We start from the raw sequence: 16,813 nt of genomic DNA on the forward strand, positions 1-16,813 counted from the left end.
CTAGCGCAGCGGGTAACCTATACTGAATACCTGCAATTTTTAAACTAGGAGGGTTTTGCATGGACCATCTCGCTATTTTGATCAGAAGTTTCTCTGCATTCGTTATCCTCATGCTAATTGGGAGAATACTGGGGAAGCAAACCCTCTCCAATATGAACTTTCACGAATTCGTGACGGCGGTCATATTAGGGGCTATAGCAGCCAACTTTGCCTTTAACGAAAAAATAGAAGTTGTCCACCTATTAATAGCCCTGTCTGTTTTTACAATTACTTCTTATGTTTTATCCAAGTTTTTTTTGAAATTCAGAAACTTTAAAATGTGGACAGAGGGAGCACCCACCGTTCTCATAGAAGGAGGGTTCATTCTCGAAGATAACTTAAAAAAAATAATATGACATTAGATTCTTTAAATCAACAGCTTCGCCAGAAAGAAATTTTTAATATAGAAGAAGTGGAGTACGCCCTCCTTGAGATTAACGGAAAACTATCTGTTCAAAAGAAAAAGGAACTGCAAGCCGTGACATTAAAAGACCTGCAGTTGAATGCAGGTAATGCCACACAGTTCCCAATTGAGCTTGTAATCGACGGACAGCTTTTACATGGCAATTTAAACTCCAATCATATTCCCGAATCATGGCTGCTGTCTCAACTGAAGGCACGCGACAAAAAGTTAGAGGACGTATTCTATGCCGTTAAAGGCAGCAACGGCCAACTCTATGTGGATGAATATAAGGATAAAATCCAGCATCCAATTGATGTGGAGTAGTATTGACTTGCGGTCAATAGTTACCTGAGATTCAACGTAATCAGATAATTGTATTTGGCAGCGTGCTTAAGCTCATCCAATATGATACCGTACACCGTGTCCTTATAGATGCCAGCAGGCAATCCAAACCAGATGTTGCGGTATCGTTCCACCGCACCCAACTCCCCCATCAAGGCGCGCTGTAAACCTTCTGTATAAGATTGCACCCTCTCATATTGCTCACTACTGATGCCTGCAATTTCCTGTCCTGTCAAAGCCCGATACATCTCTCTGAACATTTTATTGTGGCCGCGCTCATCGTTACGGATGCTTTCAATAATAGCCACCTGCTCTTGTGAGGGAGCCAAATTGATCAATTCATCGTAGAACAACTCATCGTTACGCTCCCCTTGTACCGCTTCCTTTATCATTTGTACTGCTTTCGGAAATCCTGTGTTCCAGATAGGTACAAAATTGGCCCGCATATAGTATGAATTTCCCCAGTAAGAAGGTACTTGATACAAGTTTATCTCCACCCGATGTTAGTTTTTAGAAAGTATATGCGCATCTGCCCATGTTGGTTCCTAACATTAGGAAAAATGACTGTTTCGCACACTCCTAGTCGCCCTTTTCTAGTGAAGTAATGCTAGTGGCTATTTGACTTACCAACATACTGGGTTGATTATACTGATGATAGCTAACACAGGGGAAGAACTCACTAAAAAACTAATTGCGATTTGTGTCATAGTTGAAAGTGCTGCATCTATTGCTATAAGCTACAGAGAAATAGACGAGGGACTCCTTGACAAACATTAGCTGGTTTTCTTGTCTTAATATAGTCTACTAAAAAAATAAATAGGAGTTTTCCATAAACGGAAAACTCTTTCGCACTTTAAACAAACTGCTTCTATACTTTCTTCAATGTCGGACCAATCCACCAGCCAAATCATCCCATCGCCAAGAAACCTCATGTCCATGGAGATGCAGCCCCCCAAACCACTCATCGATCCCTTGAACTGCAATGCGGTCCGCTGATCCATTCAGTACCTCTTTACCCAACTCTGTCAGAATTACCTTTCGGTTCAGAAAATCCGGAATTTGTCTGAAATCCAAGCCAGCCTCATCCCCGTCAATCATCAGTAAAGGATGTTCACCTTGCACCAAAGCACGAATAAATTTCCAGTATTCGAGATCACCCATGCCGAGCACATGCAGAACGTCTGTTACCTGACGAAATAATTCCAATGGCGTATTCACTCCATTATGAACGGCCTGAAGCGTGGTCTGTTCCACAACGCCAAGACCATTCTGCTCCGAGGGCAGCCGCTTGAGATGCGCTGTGAAAGCTTCATAGGCAAAAGGCAGGCCGGATGCTGCCAATTCTGCCTTCTTGTCTTCCAGCAGATTAGCCATTTGAACAGGATCAGGAGAAGCATACGCCTGCCAAAGCTCGCTTCCAAGCTCCATTTCTTGCCGCCCAATAGTCCGCCAGGTCCCGGATAATGTTTGAAGCTGTGCCGGAGTGAGCTGTCCCAGACCATGAAACCGTTCGATTCCCGGAAACTCCCCAATACAGAGCAGGCTCAGCTTCGTGCGGCCCAGTTTCTGTCTTTTGAACCAGTGGAGCAGATAGGCGAGCATGCTCTGATCAAACAGGTCATGCTCAAACCACAATACGACTTCATCATACTTAATAAACTCTCGAAGTTTCTGCTCTTGTTCCTCACAACCCGTAATATATTCGTTGGTCGGAATACCCATCGTTTCTTCCAAGACCCGGGCCCGCAGTGCCCGTTCTTCCGCCCCCGCTGGATTTGCAAATATCGGTCCTGCCGGATACACCTCTCTCCATACAAGCACATCACCCTGTACAACACCCTGCTTCAACATCTCGCCTACAACATCACCGTTAACAATATGCAGCATGTTTTGCCCTCCCTCATACAAATGATTGAACACGGAAACAAGGTCGGCTACCGGGAGTGTACCTTTCAACTTTCGGCGGGCATCGTGCAGCCGCTTCTTAAGCGTCGGGACCGGAGTGCCCAGATAATCCGAAATTTCCTGCAGAGAGTAGCCGTAAAAATAAAACAATCGCAGCGGCACGCGCAGCTTGGCAGACAGTGCCTTCACCGATTGTTGCAGAACTTGACTCTCCTCCCTACGCTCCGCAATTTCTGCTACACCCGGTACTCCTCCGGAAACCTGCACAGCCTCATCCAGAGGAAGCATCGAATGATGCTTCCGCCGCAGCATCCGCTGGCACTGTCTTACGACAATGGTCTTGAACCAGCCTGGAAAAGCGGACGGGTTCTGTAGCTTCTCCAGATTCTGATAAGCCTCTATGAACGCATCCTGCACGGCATCTTCCGCGAGATGAACATCCTTCAGCATGTCATAGGACACCGCATAGGCCATCCCGCGAAAATGCAGCATCAGCTGCCCGAACGCTTCCGCGTTCCCTTGCCGCGCCTTTTCAACCCACTCCCTCATACGTTCCTAGCCTCTTTTCATACGTGTTCTTAATCTTAAGTGCTGGCTCAGTGGGGAAAGGTTACAAGTCATGTTGATGGAAAAATGAAATGATTGATAAATAGCGTCACTGAATACAGCTGTACACAGCAACCATATTAACAGATTCTTTCTCAAAAGAAGCATAAAGTAGCTACAGGTTGTTGGTTTTCAATAGAAATATATCATCCTTTATTTTTCACGAGGTTAAGCTCAATTCCATTATCCCTATCCTTCTGCATTTAAAAGCGCATACTAAAATTATAGAGAAGATAAATTATCACTATAAGAAGTTATGCAATAACAAATGCTGATTAAATGTACAGCCATAAAAAAACACTAAAAGGTGCCCGCCTTTAATTGGCCAAACACTCATTTAGTGATTCAATTTAAAAACTAAATCGTTAGTAAACTAGCATCGACATTGAATCGCGACAGTTTTGGTGCGTATATATGATCAGGATAAAGGTCTTACTATACTCAGATCAATTGCAGTACCCATAGTTATGATTAATTTACCACGTAAGAGATTGGACTATCTTTATGTTGTGTCATTGTCGACTCCTCTGCCAATCCATACATATGATAGAAGCAACCCTGAAGCTCTATTAATTCACAAAATGTCCCTCTCTCTATAATTGCTCCATCAGCGAATACAAATATCATATCATAGCGCTCTAATACTGGTTTTGATAACCGATGAGTAACCATCACGCATGTAGTATTGTCTAAATTCAGAACTGTTTCTTCAATAGCATTTGCTGTTTCCTGATCAAGTGACGAAGTCGGCTCATCCATTAACAATAGAGGAGTGCGACGTATTAACGTCCTTGCTATGGCTATTCTTTGCTTTTCACCTCCAGACAAAAAACTTCCTTTCTCTCCAACCTGTGTCTCCATTCCATTGGGTAGCTTATTAATTAGCATACTCAGACCAGATTTTTGAATAGCATCTTCAATTTCCTTATCAGAAAACATCTGGTGTAATACAATATTTTCCTTAATGCTACTATCAAATAAAAAAACATCCTGATGCAGGACAGACTCCAGTCTGCACCAATCCTCCATATTGATTTCCTTTAAATCTACTTCATCAATACTGATCCTGCCTTTGTAGTTCTCATATTGCTTCATTAAAAGCCGTAATACCGTTGATTTTCCTGACCCGCTCGGCCCGACTAAGGCATACTTCTTCCCTAACTCCAAATCCATATTTAATCCATGTACATTATAGCAGTCATCTTTATAACCAAAAGACACTTCTTTTAACGATACTTTATCCTGGATAGTCGGTTTGCGAATGTAAATCTTGTCCTGTTGCTCTGTATGTAAAAGTTGTGTAATCTTTGCCGAGATATCACGTAACGACTTGATTTGAGTTATATATTGAATACTCATTTGTATCGGATTAACGATGCTATTAGTTAGTTGAACACAAGCAATCATAGTTCCCAACGTGATAAGCTGCCGTAAAGTAAGGAAACTCCCAATAATAAATACTGAAATAAACATAAATCCACCAAATACTTCACTAATAGAGGTAACCCAAGCACTCAATTTCTGAAATCTATATTTTTGATTTTCCGTCTCCTGATTAATACCATCAAATTGTCCTTGTACATGCCCCTCAATACCAAAGCTTTTAATAACTGCAAATCCTGAATACATATCATTCGTATGAATCATAAATTTTTCTAAAGCTTCAACTACTTTTCTCTTACAATTTACAAGTTTCTTTTCAAACATTCGAGGGATAAACATAGATGACAGTGTTAATAAGACAAGGGCTATGACAATTGTAGGACTGAGTAAAAACATCGCTAACAAAGATGCTGAAAAAGATATAAATGTCCCAATTAACGAGAATATATTTTTAAAATAATCATCTTCAATCATCTTTATATCATTACTAAAAATAGAAATATACTTGGCGCTATGATTTGAAGAAAATTGTGTTAGACTTTTATTTAAAATATGCTCAAATACAATTTCTTTTAGATTAAGCATGGTCTTCCTCATATAAGAAGCATGAGATAAATTCGTTAGTAATCGAAGTATTGCACCCAGAATGATTAAAAATACAGCCAAAAAAGCTGATTTAACAAATTCTTGTTCACTTCCGGTTGTAACAGTGTCTACCAATTTCTTAAAGATAAAAGCCATATACATATTCATGAGACTTGATAAAGTGATGCAAATGATAAGTAATATTAACTTAAATCTATACTTAAACAAAAAAAGCTTCATCACTAACCCCCATTAGAATATATTTTTGCTGATCACTGACTGCGAGATTTTTCTTGTATTTTTTAATTTATAATTTTCACACATTAATCATCCCTCTATTTTTAGCAGCAACTACAGCTTCTAATCTAGAATGCACCTCAAATTTATTAAAAATATTAGTTAAATAATATTCCACAGTCCTTTGACTAACACAGAAGATGACAGCGAGTTCCTTATTGCTTTTCCCCTCTGCGATGCATTCCAAAATAGACCGTTCCTTGTTGTTGAGCACTACATAATCCATTACTCCTTCACGGTGATGAAGTTGTTTTAATAAGGCTACGGGTAAAACGGAAATACCGTTTAACACGTTTCTTATAGTCCAAATTAGTTGATCGTGCGAAGGATTATTTTCAATAAATGCTATAACGCCCAGGTTTAAGAGTTTATCCATCATTGTATATGTATGAACCTGTCCAATAAATAGTATGGGTATATCCTGAATTAGATGGATACATTCCAAATCTACAGGAAGCATTTTATTCAAATGATAGATACATAGATTAAAATTATATTTAGTTAAGTTCTCTTTTGCTTCCAAAATAGTTCTGATAAGTGTGACATGTATATATTGATCTTGTTCAATCCACAACTTGGTAACCTATCCTGATTCAGGATGATCATCAATAAGTAAAATGCTGTACATTTGACTAACCTCCTGCGTATTTTATACTTACTAATATATTTCCTCGACAAAGTAGCTAAATAACCGCCTGTCTACTAAAGATAAACAGGCGGTTTCATAATAAAGAAGATTACCAGGAGAAAATAATGCAACCATGATAATACCAACAAGTACTGGCAGGTTCAACAGAACTTTGGGCTGCTTTTGGCTCTACAATCCAACGCATATTTCTCACCTCCTTTCAAAACTACAAAAGAGCGAAATAATAGAAAGTTAATACTTATACTTCAAGTCGGTGATAATTAAATTTAAGCATTTCACCTAAATTGTACTTGTACTCACAACAAACAGGCTGTTTGTCGATACTTTCAAACGCTTGCTGGGCACAACCTCCACCACATAACGGCAGCACTGAGCAACTTCGGCATTTTTCAATTTTATATGGGGAATAATTAAGCCACTTCTCCGTACGCTCATTAGAATTTATACCATTACTAATATGACCTATCGCATAATTTGAGTTTCCTACCGTATTCCAGCATTTTTGAATCCAGCCATCTGGCTGCACTACAATTGAATTATCTGCAATAGCAGCACAAACAACAGGTACATATTGAGGGTAATAAGAAATATTAAGCCCTTTTTCCAATGCTTTCTCATACAAGCTCAGAATAACTCCAGAGAATTCTTGATTGGCAAAGCAGCTATTACTACTTGAACAACCTCCTGCCACATAATCAGTGGTGGCAGAAAAATAAATATTCACTTTTCCCCTAAAGTCTTGCTGCCCTAAATAATCCATATAATCTTCCATTGAAGCTACGTTGTTCAAATCTACATTTGAGCGTATATTAATGTGAATAAAATCACATGAATCTCTAATATTATTTATTATTTGATCAAATGTCCCTTGTTGGTTCGCCAAAACCCTTCTTTTATCATGATTCACCTTATTACCATCGATCGTAATTTGAATACTTTTCAAACCCAAATCTCTTAAAATAACGGCACGACTTTTAGTTAATAAATATCCGTTGCTAACCATGTAGTGCGCTATTTCAATATGTTTCAGCGCTGCCATAGTATTCATTTGATCCATGAGCCGAGTAACCTTTTTAAATTCAAGTAATGGTTCTCCGCCTGTCCAATTGACAGTAATATGTTTCAAATCTGTAGCTTCCATTGCACTTTCTATATAATTCAAAATATCTTGCTGAACTTGATCAGTGAAAGAATGATTACCTGTTTTCTCAGTCAAATTTTCATAGCAATAAGAGCATCTGAAATTACAATTAAACGTAGGTAAAATTGTAAGATGTAATGTGCTTTTTTGATATCTAGTTGTAGTGAATGACTTCTCCATTATCTCTAATTCATTAACGGGATTCAGATATAAAAATCGTCCTTGTATTAAATGTTCTAACTCTTCACAATTCGTTAGATAGGAAAAATCTTCATTAACGAGGGCATCGTATAAGTCCTTCTTTATTTCTCCTAACCCGTTAGTCAGGCTATTATATATTAAATATTTCCCTTCTCCTTCCTCATCTAGTTTCAAGTACTCGTTGTAAGAAGAAATTTTCATGTGTACCCCTTCTATCATTTAGTATTAAGTACTAGATTGACCTACTTCCACAATGCACTGAACTAAATAACTATTTATTACATCATTTTACATCAGAATAATCAATAACCATTCATTCATCTATTTGATTATATTTTACCATTATCTTTCTTAAAAATCACCGCAAATTAACCGCAAATTATAAATAAAGCAAAGATAAAATCATAGAGTGTAAGACAGACTATTTAACAAAAGTGGCCCTAGTTCCCCTGTTTCTACCCACTGGCAGAAACGAAAACACAAAAAACCTCCATAACGATATAGTACGCGACTATACCGCTGGAGGTCTTAACTCACAAACCTAAAATAAATATTTACATTTCGTAATTGTTAGCGTTCATCATGCAAGATTGTACGCGCTCAAGCACACTCAATAACCACACATAATCTGCAATTTTTTGTATTAATTATCGTTCAGATTTATTTTCATACCACCACTCGAAAAACCTGAATTAACAAGGCTCTTCGTTCGGTTTCCCGGCATCCGTAGCTGTACGGAAGCTTGAACCACAGCCACATGTCGCTACAGCATTCGGGTTATGAATCGTGAACCCGCCTGACATTCCAGACTCTTCAAAGTCGATTTCCAGACCGTCTAGGTAGCGGATGCTTTCCTTTTCCACTACAATCTTCATATCCTGTACGTTCATATATATATCCTGATCCGTCTCGTTGTCGTCAAAGCCCATTGCATACGAGAATCCAGTGCAACCACCCGGCGTAACACCCAGACGTAAAAACATATTCGGCGTTTCCTGCTGCTCCAGCATATCTTTCAAACGCTCAGCAGCGGAATCGGTGATGTTAATCATAGCTCCATCCTCCTCTTTTACTTCATGTTCTCCTTCAGTATACTCCACTATTTGCAGGTGCTCAAGTCATGGAATGTCCTTCCCTTACAGGCTTAAAGACCTGTTTTTCTATTCGTTTGTATTGAACACCAGTGGTGTGAGGTTTATAATAGGTGAAGAGTGTGTAAAAGAAACTGTCGGAAATTTGTCATTTCAAAGGCGATATTTTGAGATATTCATCATTGTAGCCTGGCATTGTAACATTTTTCACATATCGTATATCCGCGCTGCCGGATTCTTACCGACGGAACGGGACATCCTGTGCGCACTTAGCGCTTGTGCCGCTGATTTGGCGGACAGCCTCGCACAGAGCAACTTGAAGGAGGAATAGGCATGTCCACATTAGTTACACCTTTTACAGACCGCAGAATGGCGGAAATTGTAGAAAAGGTACAGAACGGTATTCGTTTGAACCTTGAAGACGGTATATATTTGTATGAAACTGACGATATCCTCACACTGGGTCAGTTGGCTAACGAAGCTAATTTACGCAAGAACGGAAAAAAGGTTTATTTTATCGAAAACATGAGCCTGTACTTCACCAATGTATGCGAAGCGCGCTGCGCGTTCTGCAATTTCCGCAAGGATCAGGGGGAGGACGGCTCTTATACGTTGTCCGGGCAGGAAATGATTGATTATGTAGAGCAACACATCCATCCGGGGGTAAGAGAATTTCATATCGTCGGTGGTCATAATAATCATGTGCCTTTCCAATACTATGTAGACTCATTGAAGGCACTAAATGAAAAGTATCCCCACGTTACACTGAAAGCTTACACTGCAGCGGAAATTGACTTTTTCACACGCATAAGCGGCTTGAGTATTAAAGAAGTGCTTCAGGAGCTGCAAAAGGCTGGACTTCAATCCCTGACTGGTGGTGGCGCGGAAATCTTGTCCGACGAATATCGGAAGAAGATGCGTGTTACCAAAGCCAACGTGGACCGCTATCTCGAAGTACATCGCACGGCCCACAATCTCGGCATGAAAACTCATACGACTATGCTGTACGGTTCGGTCGAATCGTATCAGGATCGTATTGAACATATGCTGCAAATTCGCGAATTGCAGGACGAAACGAACGGATTTATGGTATTTATTCCACTGTCCATGCAGCCGAAAAGCAAAAACGCCAACATCATGCGTCGTAACTCCGCTTACGAGGATCTCAAAACCATTGCGATCAGCCGCCTGATGCTGGACAATATCGACCATGTCAAAGCTTACTTCATTAATATTGGACCGCAATTGACGCAGGTCGCTCTCACCTTTGGCGCATCAGACGTCCATGGCACGATTGTGCGTGAGCAGATCAGCCATGCCGCAGGTGCGTTAACCCCTGCCGGATTGACCCGTAAAGAGCTAATCTGGCTGGTCAAAGGTGCCGGACGTATACCTGTTGAACGGGACACCTTCTATAACGAAATCGAAGTTTTCGAATAAATGTAATATCGGATTCAAATTTCCCGCGAGCATTTCATCCCCATTACTCACACCATGCAGCATCTGCTGCCTCGGAATACGCTGGTCTGCCTGACAAAGGCAGGCCTGATTCTCGGGTTTTATAACAACAAAAACTTGTGTTAGATCGACGAGACACCAGACCATTTGCCGGGGACACGGTAGCGAAAGGAAGGCGGATTTTGATGAAAAATTTCGTTATTCTGGGGGGCGGCTATGGTGGCCTTACCATTGCCAAAGAATTGCTGGATAAACACATTCCCGACGATGTTCAAGTTATTTTAGTGGATCGAATGCCCTTTCAGGGGTTGAAAACAGAGTACTATGCCCTCGCGGCAGGTACGGTTTCTGATTTTGATTTGCGGGTGCATTTTCCAGATGAACAACGTCTTATTCGCAAATACGGAGAAGTCACCTCGATGGATCTAGAGAATAAGATTGTCAATTTTCAAGACGGTGAACCCTTGCCCTATGACCAGCTTGTCATTGCGTTGGGTTGTACCGACCGCTTTCACAATACACCGGGGGCTGAAGAACACAGCTGTACGATCCAGTCGTTTAACCATACCCGCCAAACCTATCTGCGCTTGAACGAAATCAAGCCATATGGACATGTCCATATTGTAGGCGGCGGTCTTAGCGGTGTTGAGATTGCTGCGGAGTTACGTGAAAGCCGCACGGATTTGAATATTACCATTATGGATCGGGGCGAGCGGGTGCTGTCGGCATTCCCGCAACGTTTGTCTGCCTATGTACATGCTTGGTTCAAGGAGCATCAGGTTAATGCCCTGAATCATGTTGCGGTTTCCCGTATTGAGCCGGGGGCTATTTATAACCGCGACGAGCAAATTGTAACGGATGCAGTGGTATGGACAGCGGGGATTCAGCCGGTAAAAATCGTGCAGGATTTAGCCGTCCCTAAAGACCCTCAGGGTCGTATCGTGCTCAACGAGTATTATCAAATACCGGATCATCCTGAGGTGTATGTGGTCGGAGACTGTGCGAGCCTTCCCTACTCTCCAAGCGCTCAGGCGGCAGAAGTGCAAGGGGAGCAAATCGCACACATTGTACGCGACCTGTGGAAAGGCCAAACGCCTCACCCGCATCCTTTAAAGCTGCGCGGTACATTAGGCGCACTTGGCAAGAAGGCCGGGTTCGGCTATGGCTTTATGGGCAGTACCTCATTGCGCGGACGAGTACCACGCCTGCTTAAAAGCGGCGTGCTCTGGAAGTCCAAACGCCATTTTGGCTAACCGCATGCTCAACAAACAAAGAAGACCCGCTCCCAGAGCAGGTCTTCTTTGTTTGTTGAGTGTATGATGATGTATATTTCCTATACAAAAGGAAGCTGGTTAAACGGACCATTCTATTTCAATCCAAATCTAGGTTATCCCATGCTTCAGCTTCCTTAATTTTGTTCATAATCACTTCGTACAGAAGCTCTGCTGAATCTGCGGATACAATCTCACCGTTGACCATCGCATAGGGTTCGGCGTTGCACTGACCACAATTGCTTAGGCATCCGTATTCAATCACATCATAATCTGGATTCTGCTCCAGCTTGGACATGATTTCATCGGTACCCCAATGCATATTACTGGTGCAAAACTCAATAATAGGCCTTAACATTTTTTCACCTGCTTTGGATGACGGGCATTTTAATTTGGCCCGCTTTGTAATATAATAATAAAGGTATAGGAAAGGAGTTGAATTCTAATGAGCGAAACACAAAGCGTTCAAATGTATGACGAAGTAGCAGATGTACTGGATAAGCTCCGTCCGTTCCTGCAACGCGATGGTGGCGACGTTGAGCTGGTTGACGTTGAAGACGGCATCGTTAAGCTGAAGCTGGTAGGCGCTTGCGGCAGTTGCCCAAGTTCCACAATCACGCTGAAAGCAGGGATTGAACGCGCTCTTCTCGAAGAAGTCGACGGCGTCCAAGAAGTGGTACAAGTATTCTAATGCTTGATGCATAATGATCATGAGAGTCTTGACTTCGGTAACGAAGCTCAAGACTCTTTTTTGTATTACAGCGTCTGAAGGATCACTTAAGCTTATATGGTTGGCCGAATGGGATCTAAACCTCCCGATACATCCATAATATTGCCTGTTATAAAATCCGAATGCTCCTCACATAAATAGGCGATCACTCGTGCAATGTCCTCTCCGCTCCCCGGACGTCCACGCGGTGTCTCTTTATCCTGCATGCCGATGACATCGGCGATTGACATTTCCTTATTTGCTCCTCGGATGTCCCCTGGACAGATCATATTGACCGTAATGCCATAAGGAGCTTCCTCCACAGCCAGTGACTTCGTAAAAGACACCAGCCCCACCTTGGCGGCTGCGTAGACGGCACGATGCGGCCAAGCCCTTGCTTCTCCAGCATGACCAAAGCCAAAATGAATAATACGTCCCCAATGCTGGCTACGCATGTGGGGCAATACCAAATGATCCAACAACATGGTACCGACCAGATTTCCTTGTATCATGGCATGAATCTCAGCCACACTGTAATCCGCAAACAGACGGCGTTCCCGGATGAACGGTCCGGCATTGTTCACCATAATATCGACTCCACCCAGCCGATCCTGTACTTCACCAATCAGCCTCGTGATATCTTCCTGAACAGAGATATCCCCTTGTAAAGACAGGCAGCGTACTCCTTTAAACTCAATCACCCGCTTAAGCGCTTCGGCTTCTGCTTGGCTATGCACATAATTTAGCGCAATATTACAGCCTTCATCCGCCAGACGCAAAGCGGTCGTTTTACCTAAACCTTTGGCACTGCCGGTTATGAATGCGACTTTATCTCTCAACAATTTTCCTCCTGTTCACAGAGAACGGTCACCCCCAAGTATAAAATATTTAAGCTTCCCCTACAACTCCATCCAAAAAGAAACCCCAGTCCTCTTGTTCAAGAGAATCTGGGGTTTGCGTGCAATGCGTTCTCGTTCCCTGCTTAAAATGCTGGAATAATCGCGCCTTGGTATTTATCTTCGATGAATTTTTTAGTTTCTGGAGATTGCAAAGCTTTGATTAGCTTCTGAATCGCTTCGGAATCTTTATTATCAGGACGTGCTACCAGAACGTTAGCATAAGGAGAATCTTTATCTTCCAGTGCCAGTGCATCCTTCGTTGGATTCAGCTTCGCTTCCAGAGCGTAGTTCGTGTTGATCAACGCAATATCCACTTCAGGCAACTGACGTGGCAGCATAGCCGCCTCAAGCTCCTTGAATTTCAGGTTTTTCTTATTTTCAGTAATATCTTTTACCGTAGCTTCAATGTTGCTTGCGTCTTTCAGCTTGATCAGACCTTGTTTCTCCAACAACAGCAATGCGCGGCCTCCGTTTGTCGCATCGTTCGGAATGGCTACAGTTGCGCCATCTGGGATTTCATCAAGCTTTTTATATTTTTGGGAGTAGATACCGAATGGCTCCAAATGAACTGCGCCCACAGAAACCAGATCCATTTTGCGCTCTTTGTTCATCACATCCAAGTAAGGTACATGTTGAAAGAAGTTAGCATCCAGTTGCTTGTCAAACAATTGTACGTTCGGCTGTACATAGTCGTTAAACTGAACGACTTGGAGACGAACCCCTTCTTTTTCCAACTGAGGCTTGATCGCTTCCAAAATTTCCGCATGCGGCACAGGAGAAGCTCCAATTTTCAGCTCCACTTCACGTGGTGATCCGCCTGTATTTTCGGTCGCATTGTTTGTATCCGATGTTGTGCTCTTTGTACCGCAAGCCGCCAGCACCGCAATTAATGTCAAGCTTAGTACAGCCAATACCCATTTCTTCATGTTATTACCCCTCCAATAATTTGTAATATTCAGGATCAGACGTCCTGATCAATAAGGATATCTATATGTTTTCCCTATTTTCGAGTATAATGCCGCACGAGACGATCTCCCGCCATTTGCAGCAATTGTACCAATACGACCATCAGCACGACCGCAACGATCATGACAGCCGTTTCATAACGATAATAGCCGTAGTTGATAGCCAGTGTACCCAGTCCACCGCCCCCGATCATCCCGGACATTGCCGTGTAGGATACGAGTGTAACGACGGTAATGGTTAATGCAGCGAGCAGACCCGGAAGTGCCTCACGTAACAGCACACGCCGGATAATTTGTCCTGTCGAGGCACCCATCGCTTGTGCGGCTTCAATGACGCCCTTGTCCACTTCACGCAGAGACGTTTCGACAAGACGTGCGAAGAATGGGGCAGCCCCAATAACCAATGGTGGAATGGTTCCCAACACCCCGGTCGAGGTACCTACCAGCGATCGTGTAAAAGGAATAAGTGCAACGATCAAAATGATAAATGGTACGGAACGTAAAATGTTAACGATGAATGATAATACAATGTATATCACCTTCATCAGAGTTAACGAGGAGCGACTCGCCAGAAACAATAATATGCCAAGCGGCAAACCAATAATGAGGGTGAACAATGCGGATGCTCCGAGCATCTGAAGGGTTTCCAGAGTAGAATTCCCTAGCTCATCCCAACTCACTTGTGAAAAATCAAGTTCGCTCATTGTCCGATCACCTCCACATCAAGTCCTTGCCCAGACACTTCGCGCAGCGTATGCTCTATATCTTCATGGTTTCCTTCAAAACGAACGATCAGCTGTCCATAGGGTACATTTTTAATCGTAGATATGGTTCCCTGCAAGATCGCAAAATCAACACCAGTGCTTCGAGCCGTACGCGACAGAATCGCATCATATGTTTTACTGCCCAAGAAGGAGATACGTACTACCTGCGCCGACTCGCCGCCACCTGCTGCCGCAATCGCTGCTTGCAGCTCCTCGGGATGTTCTGACTCCCGTTGGATAAAGTCCTTGGTCACCTGGTGCTGTGGCTTCAAAAATACTTCCGCCACTGGACCTTGCTCCACGATGTCGCCCTGATGAATGACGCCAACTCGATCACAAATGCTTTGAATGACATGCATTTCATGTGTAATCAGCACGATGGTTAAATTAAAGCGCTGATTAATATCCAACAACAATTTCAGGATAGACCCCGTCGTTTGCGGATCAAGCGCAGAAGTCGCTTCGTCACACAGCAATACATGAGGATCACTAGCCAGCGCCCGTGCAATTCCTACCCGCTGCTTCTGTCCACCTGAGAGCTGTGACGGATACTTTCCACTGTGTTCTTCCAGACCCACCAGTTCCAGCAGCTCACGAACTTTCATGTCCAGCTTTTCCCTGGGAGTGTTTACCAACCGCAAAGGAAATGCAATATTGTCATACACCGTTGCCGAAGACAACAAATTAAAATGCTGAAAAATCATTCCGATTTTTCGACGTTGCTTCTGTAACTGGGATTGACTCACAGTAGCGAGGTTTACCCCGTCTACCCATACTTCGCCTGAAGTAGGGCGTTCCAATAAATTAATACAGCGGATCAATGTACTTTTCCCCGCCCCGGAGTGACCAATCACTCCGAATATTTCTCCACGCTTTATAGAAAGATTCAACCCAGACAGCGCATTAACGCGTCGGTTGCCTTTGCCATAATGCTTGGTTAACTGCTTAAGCTCTATCAACGTGCTGCGACCCCCTTCACTTCTTCCTTACCCTTTTAACCAATTGTCATCTCTCAGGATTGTATAAAATCGCTATTTATTTATACAAAAAAGAGCCCCTTTCACAGAATGAAAAGGGCCCCACCTTGCGAACCTTTTCTCATCTGCCAAAATCGCTATAACTCTAGCGGTTTTGTAGGAATTAGCACCATCATGTTCCCTCCCAGTGTATTACACCGGGAAAGAACGGGTTGCCGGGCTTCATCGGGCCAGTCCCTCCACCTCTCTGGATAAGAAAAATATGTTAAACTCCAGCTTTAGCTGTCCGTTAAGTTTATATAAAAAAAACATAATTCAAGCATTTTTCTGAAACTAGGTTTCAGTATAGATAGTTTACATTGCTTTGTCAAAGGATATTTTCTATCATATTTTTGGGCGTACTGCCCGGTTCTCCCATTGTTTCGCAGTATAAGTAAAGGCGTTTGACAGCGACCGACATACCATTTCCAAGCCCTGCTGCAAATCTTCCAAATGGTGATCGAGGTCCTCCAGTTGGATTTTTCCATACAAAGCTCGGTGTCGTTGCCAGAGATCATCCTGCATTTCCGTATTCATATAGTGTATCTCCGTATTCCGACGCTTACGCAGCCGATTGATGGCATCGTTGTAAGTGTCCTTGATATCATTTAAATTATCGGTCAATACAGGATGCATTTTGAGATACTTGAGCTGCCGCAACACGGTAAAATACGAATAATGCGCCTTATACTGCCCTGTTTTTAAATCATACAGATCATTTAGCCAGTTACCCAGCTTATCCAAAATAGAGAAAACCCGAACAAACCCATCTTTATAAAAGAAAACATATAATGCATAATCGGATTTTTCATCCTCACTCATATCTTCAGCATATCCGGCTTTCACTTTCATACGGAAAAAGGCGGAAGCATGATGGCTCTGCTCCAGTTCATCCAGAGATGACATTAGACCGCGTGTTAAAATATCCGCCTTCCGAAAATCGTGGGTCGGATCTCCACCAGCCTGAATTTGCCGCTCCAGCAGGTTCAACATAGCTGACATGCTATTCATGGCATCTAGCAGGATGCCTTTGTTCACACGTGATGGCTCACCCAGTAGCTTGCGTATCATGCTTACGCCTCCTTATAA

Annotated in this window: 17 protein-coding genes and 1 riboswitch; of the genes, 5 read left to right on the plus strand and 12 right to left on the minus strand. The window is 42.7% G+C overall.

Features of this window, described 5'->3' with window-relative positions; genetic code table 11:
* Window positions 1-59: 59 nt before the first annotated feature.
* Both MKY24_RS21635 and MKY24_RS21640 read left to right on the plus strand, forming a co-directional pair.
* A complete protein-coding gene (locus MKY24_RS21635; RefSeq protein ID WP_305954144.1) occupies window positions 60-395 on the plus strand; it encodes a hypothetical protein in 336 nt (111 codons plus the stop codon).
* Window positions 392-766 carry a YetF domain-containing protein gene (locus MKY24_RS21640; RefSeq protein ID WP_305954143.1) on the plus strand — a complete coding sequence of 125 codons (375 nt, stop codon included), beginning with the start codon at window positions 392-394 and terminating at the stop codon, window positions 764-766. Before MKY24_RS21635 ends, MKY24_RS21640 begins: the two co-directional genes overlap by 4 nt.
* A 20-nt stretch (window positions 767-786) precedes the next feature.
* Here the strand turns inward: MKY24_RS21640 and MKY24_RS21645 are convergent, their stop codons facing one another.
* From MKY24_RS21645 to MKY24_RS21670, 6 genes are all read right to left on the minus strand, one after another.
* A complete protein-coding gene (locus MKY24_RS21645) occupies window positions 787-1,269 on the minus strand; it encodes a ferritin-like domain-containing protein (protein WP_028541437.1) in 483 nt (160 codons plus the stop codon).
* Between the two features lie 394 nt (window positions 1,270-1,663).
* Window positions 1,664-3,238: a sigma-70 family RNA polymerase sigma factor gene (locus tag MKY24_RS21650; RefSeq protein WP_339200843.1), complete on the minus strand. Its 1,575-nt coding sequence runs from the start codon at window positions 3,236-3,238 to the stop codon at window positions 1,664-1,666.
* 528 nt (window positions 3,239-3,766) lie between these two features.
* Entirely contained in the window at window positions 3,767-5,503 is a 1,737-nt protein-coding gene (locus MKY24_RS21655) for an ABC transporter ATP-binding protein (protein WP_339200845.1), read from the minus strand.
* Between the two features lie 76 nt (window positions 5,504-5,579).
* Entirely contained in the window at window positions 5,580-6,134 is a 555-nt protein-coding gene (locus MKY24_RS21660) for a LuxR C-terminal-related transcriptional regulator (RefSeq protein ID WP_339200847.1), read from the minus strand.
* Window positions 6,135-6,447: 313 nt separating this feature from the next.
* Window positions 6,448-7,752, minus strand: a complete 1,305-nt coding sequence (locus MKY24_RS21665) for a radical SAM protein (protein WP_339200849.1) — start codon at window positions 7,750-7,752, stop codon at window positions 6,448-6,450.
* A gap of 491 nt (window positions 7,753-8,243) precedes the next feature.
* Complete coding sequence (locus tag MKY24_RS21670) at window positions 8,244-8,603, minus strand: iron-sulfur cluster assembly accessory protein (RefSeq protein ID WP_013311832.1); 360 nt, start codon at window positions 8,601-8,603, stop codon at window positions 8,244-8,246.
* 372 nt (window positions 8,604-8,975) lie between these two features.
* Between MKY24_RS21670 and mqnE the strand changes: the two genes are divergently transcribed.
* The gene (gene mqnE / locus MKY24_RS21675; protein WP_023990177.1) at window positions 8,976-10,082 is read left to right on the plus strand and encodes an aminofutalosine synthase MqnE; all 1,107 of its coding nucleotides are present in this window, start codon (window positions 8,976-8,978) and stop codon (window positions 10,080-10,082) included.
* A 203-nt stretch (window positions 10,083-10,285) separates the two neighbouring features.
* Window positions 10,286-11,353 carry an NAD(P)/FAD-dependent oxidoreductase gene (locus MKY24_RS21680; protein ID WP_076264903.1) on the plus strand — a complete coding sequence of 356 codons (1,068 nt, stop codon included), beginning with the start codon at window positions 10,286-10,288 and terminating at the stop codon, window positions 11,351-11,353.
* Between the two features lie 118 nt (window positions 11,354-11,471).
* On the opposite strand, the gene MKY24_RS21685 is transcribed toward MKY24_RS21680, so the two are convergent.
* Window positions 11,472-11,729 (minus strand): YuzB family protein, encoded by a 258-nt coding sequence (locus MKY24_RS21685; protein WP_023990179.1) that lies wholly within the window; start codon window positions 11,727-11,729, stop codon window positions 11,472-11,474.
* 87 nt (window positions 11,730-11,816) lie between these two features.
* On the opposite strand from MKY24_RS21685, the gene MKY24_RS21690 reads away from it, so the two are divergent.
* Window positions 11,817-12,062, plus strand: coding sequence for a NifU family protein (locus tag MKY24_RS21690; RefSeq protein ID WP_013311836.1), 246 nt, complete (start codon window positions 11,817-11,819; stop codon window positions 12,060-12,062).
* Between the two features lie 92 nt (window positions 12,063-12,154).
* Here MKY24_RS21690 and MKY24_RS21695 read toward each other — a convergent pair whose 3' ends face one another.
* From MKY24_RS21695 to MKY24_RS21715, 5 genes are all read right to left on the minus strand, one after another.
* Entirely contained in the window at window positions 12,155-12,919 is a 765-nt protein-coding gene (locus tag MKY24_RS21695; protein ID WP_339200850.1) for an SDR family oxidoreductase, read from the minus strand.
* 143 nt (window positions 12,920-13,062) lie between these two features.
* Complete coding sequence (locus tag MKY24_RS21700; protein WP_023990181.1) at window positions 13,063-13,905, minus strand: MetQ/NlpA family ABC transporter substrate-binding protein; 843 nt, start codon at window positions 13,903-13,905, stop codon at window positions 13,063-13,065.
* A 74-nt stretch (window positions 13,906-13,979) separates the two neighbouring features.
* The gene (locus MKY24_RS21705; protein ID WP_023990182.1) at window positions 13,980-14,648 is read right to left on the minus strand and encodes a methionine ABC transporter permease; all 669 of its coding nucleotides are present in this window, start codon (window positions 14,646-14,648) and stop codon (window positions 13,980-13,982) included.
* Window positions 14,645-15,667, minus strand: a complete 1,023-nt coding sequence (locus tag MKY24_RS21710; protein WP_053326058.1) for an ATP-binding cassette domain-containing protein — start codon at window positions 15,665-15,667, stop codon at window positions 14,645-14,647. Before MKY24_RS21710 ends, MKY24_RS21705 begins: the two co-directional genes overlap by 4 nt.
* A gap of 136 nt (window positions 15,668-15,803) precedes the next feature.
* A riboswitch (SAM riboswitch) is annotated at window positions 15,804-15,943 on the minus strand.
* A gap of 126 nt (window positions 15,944-16,069) precedes the next feature.
* Window positions 16,070-16,795, minus strand: a complete 726-nt coding sequence (locus tag MKY24_RS21715; protein WP_339200854.1) for a Cthe_2314 family HEPN domain-containing protein — start codon at window positions 16,793-16,795, stop codon at window positions 16,070-16,072.
* Between the last annotated feature and the right edge of the window lie 18 nt (window positions 16,796-16,813).

It is taken from the genome of Paenibacillus sp. FSL P2-0322 (assembly GCF_037975315.1).
GTDB lineage: Bacteria > Bacillota > Bacilli > Paenibacillales > Paenibacillaceae > Paenibacillus > Paenibacillus polymyxa_B.